Origin of the sequence: Treponema sp., from assembly GCF_045657965.1 — a bacterium.
Lineage (GTDB): Bacteria > Spirochaetota > Spirochaetia > Treponematales > Treponemataceae > Treponema_D.
Genome location: NZ_JAZOUG010000329.1, coordinates 1 through 2,786 on the forward strand (window position 1 = coordinate 1; position 2,786 = coordinate 2,786).

Consider the following 2,786-nt stretch of genomic DNA (forward strand, 5'->3'; position numbering starts at 1 on the left):
AGAGCGAGTTTGTGAATCATCTCTATTATAGTCTGACGAGTTTTTACAGGAAGTTTTTCAAAGTCTTCATAAACATTCCAGTATTTTAATGCATTTGATTCCCTGCTAGTAAATTTAGTGAATTGCGTTTGCTTTGAATCAAAAGAAAAATCATCATCTAGTAAGTTTTCAAGTGGGATTTTTAGAACTTTTGAAATTCGTAGTGCCGTATTTGCAGCAGGGATAGAATCGCGTTCCAGACCAGCACCAATAACTGCATATTTTATTCCCGCCTGCTGAGCCAAATCCTTTCGTGTAAGACCAAGATAAACTCTTCTATCTTCTACATTTTTCCAGAATCCCATAGTTATTTCATATAACAATTAGTACACTTTGTTGCGATTCTGTAATTATTGGTATAAAATATAGTAATTAGTATTTTTTATACTGATTGTTAAATCAGAAAAAGTAAAAGCTGCAAAAAAGAAGTCTGCAATGACACATATTGTCATAGATAGAGGATTATACTGATTTCAAAAAGGAGATAATTATGGAATTAATGGATCAAGAAAATCTGACAAAGAAATTCGAGGAAGAATACAATAAACTAAAACAAAAAGTTCAGAAGCCTGGAATCCTTCTTGCTGGCCAGACAGGTGTTGGAAAGAGCAGTCTTGTAAATCATGTTTTTGGCGATACTGTTGCAATTACTGGTGTTGGTAAACCTATAACTCAGGAAATAAGGTGTTTTGAAAACAATGAGACATCTGTGAGAATTTATGATACCGCAGGCTATGAGACAAAAGATGGTGGCGATGACCGTTTTATAAATGATGTACTCGGAATGGTAAAGAATCCGGCTCAAGCTGAAGTAAATATCATCTGGTATTGTATTTCAACGCTTGCAAGCCGTGTAACCGATTATGATTTAAAGGTAATTAAGGCATTTTCTGATTCTGGATGTCCTGTCGCAGTTCTTCTTACAAAAGCAGAAAAAACTGATGATGAGACGGTAAAGGCTCTCAGAACTGTTTTAAAGCAGGCTGATGAAAAATTAAACATCTTTGAAACAAGCATTTACGCAAAAGAATATGACCAGACTACAAAGCTTATTGACTGGTCAATTGAAAGGCTACCTGAACATTTACAAAAAGCGTTCATCAGCCAGCAAAAATTGAGTTTTGCTCAAAAAAGAAAGTATGCAAAAATTGCAATTGCAGGTCATGTTGTTGCAGCTGGTGCAGTCGGGGCTTCACCGATTCCATTTAGTGATGCTGCTCTCCTTACAGGAAACGAACTGATTTTGCTTACAGAGCTTCTATATATATATGATATGGGCGGTATCAAAAACGCAATAAAAAGTACTTTCATCGGGACTTTACTTTCAAATCTTGGAAAAAGTGCGGTCGGAACAATTGCAAAATTTTTCCCGGGAATTGGTACGGCCGTCGGGGCTATCATAAATGCCTCTGTAGCTGTTGCAATAACATGGGCTTTTGGTGGAGCAATTGCTATGGCTTGTGAGAAATATTGGAAAGCGAAACTCAATGGAGAGGACACGACAGATTTTGTAAATAAATTCGCTTCTGAAGTTGAAACTTTTGCAAATGAAAATATGGCAAAGAAACGAACATCAGAAGAAACAATTTTCAACAATCTTTAATAGTTAGATGATGAGGATAATAAGAATGGAAAAAGATTTCAGACTAAACATTGTAACTCTTGGAAAAACAGGCGTTGGAAAATCATCGTTACTTAATTATCTATTCGGTACGAAATTCGAAACTGGAATTGGGCGTCCGGTGACACCTGCCGATTTGATAGAAACAGATGCAGATATCAACGGACATGCAGTACGAGTTTATGATTCTTGGGGAATTGAAGCTGATAAGCTTACCGAATGGAATAACCTTTTAAAAGACAAAGCCGAGGAACATGGAGCTGCAAAAAATCCTGAAGAATGGTTTCATGCTGTTGTTTATTGTATTTTGGCAGGTGGTTCAAGAATCGAAGACTGCGATGCAAATATCATTTCAAATTTCGTTAATCAAGGATATAAAGTCACTGTTGCAATTACGAAAGCAGATCAAATTTCTGAAGATGATGAGAGAAATTTCAAAAAAGCAATTTTTGAAACCATCGGAAAAGAAAAGATTAATGTAGTTTCCGTATGCGTCGGCGCAAAAACACGAAGCGGAGAAACGAAACCTTTCGGTCGAGATGAACTTATAGACTCAATTCTTTCAAGCTGGGTTGAAACGGTTAAAAATCGAATTTCAACGGCAACAATTGAGAGACTGTACGGTCATCTGGATACTTTCAAATCTGAACTTAATGATCTTGTTGATAATTATGATATCAGTGGACGAAGGGAAGGCAATGATGAACTTGCGAAACTTCTTGAAACAAAAATTCAGGCAAAAATGCAAGAGTTAAAAACCGAAACCGTAAATGAAGAAGCAAAAGACCTTTTAAAAAGATGCTACGACATTGGGTATAATTTGCAAAGTTCTTTTGGTGAGATTTCTTTATCAAAAATTCATTCTCCATTTAAGAATTTTGACTCAGAAAATAACAAAAATATCGGATGGTGGTATACAGGATATGCTCTAACTCTTGGCGTTATGCCTTTAATCAATTCTTATGCACCAAAATTTATTGAAAATCAAAAGGACAGAATAAAGGGTGTTATTGAACAGTCTATATGTAACTGCAAAAATCTTTTAGAGAAAGAACTTTTGCCAATGATTCAAACAGAAATTGAAAAACTTCTTGAAGCAAAAAAAAACTGATTTTGCAAAAGTACA

Annotated in this window: 3 protein-coding genes; 2 read left to right on the top strand and 1 reads right to left on the bottom strand. The window is 35.5% G+C overall.

Features of this window, described 5'->3' with window-relative positions; all coding sequences use genetic code 11:
- A partial coding sequence (locus ACKI5B_RS12505; protein ID WP_407429267.1) for a helix-turn-helix transcriptional regulator occupies positions 1 to 344 on the bottom strand: 344 nt, incomplete at its 3' end.
- 185 nt (positions 345 to 529) lie between these two features.
- Here ACKI5B_RS12505 and ACKI5B_RS12510 point away from each other — a divergent pair.
- Together ACKI5B_RS12510 and ACKI5B_RS12515 are read left to right on the top strand one after the other, a co-directional pair.
- Positions 530 to 1,642, top strand: a complete 1,113-nt coding sequence (locus ACKI5B_RS12510) for a YcjF family protein (protein ID WP_407429269.1) — start codon at positions 530 to 532, stop codon at positions 1,640 to 1,642.
- Between the two features lie 25 nt (positions 1,643 to 1,667).
- Positions 1,668 to 2,771: a GTPase gene (locus ACKI5B_RS12515; RefSeq protein ID WP_407429271.1), complete on the top strand. Its 1,104-nt coding sequence runs from the start codon at positions 1,668 to 1,670 to the stop codon at positions 2,769 to 2,771.
- Positions 2,772 to 2,786: the final 15 nt, after the last annotated feature.

What these genes read in the sequence shown, in the direction of transcription:
- ACKI5B_RS12515 (WP_407429271.1), top strand. Translation starts at nt 1,668, where the DNA reads ATGGAAAAAGATTTCAGACTAAACATTGTAACTCTTGGAAAAACAGGC.
- ACKI5B_RS12510 (WP_407429269.1), top strand. Translation starts at nt 530, where the DNA reads ATGGAATTAATGGATCAAGAAAATCTGACAAAGAAATTCGAGGAAGAA.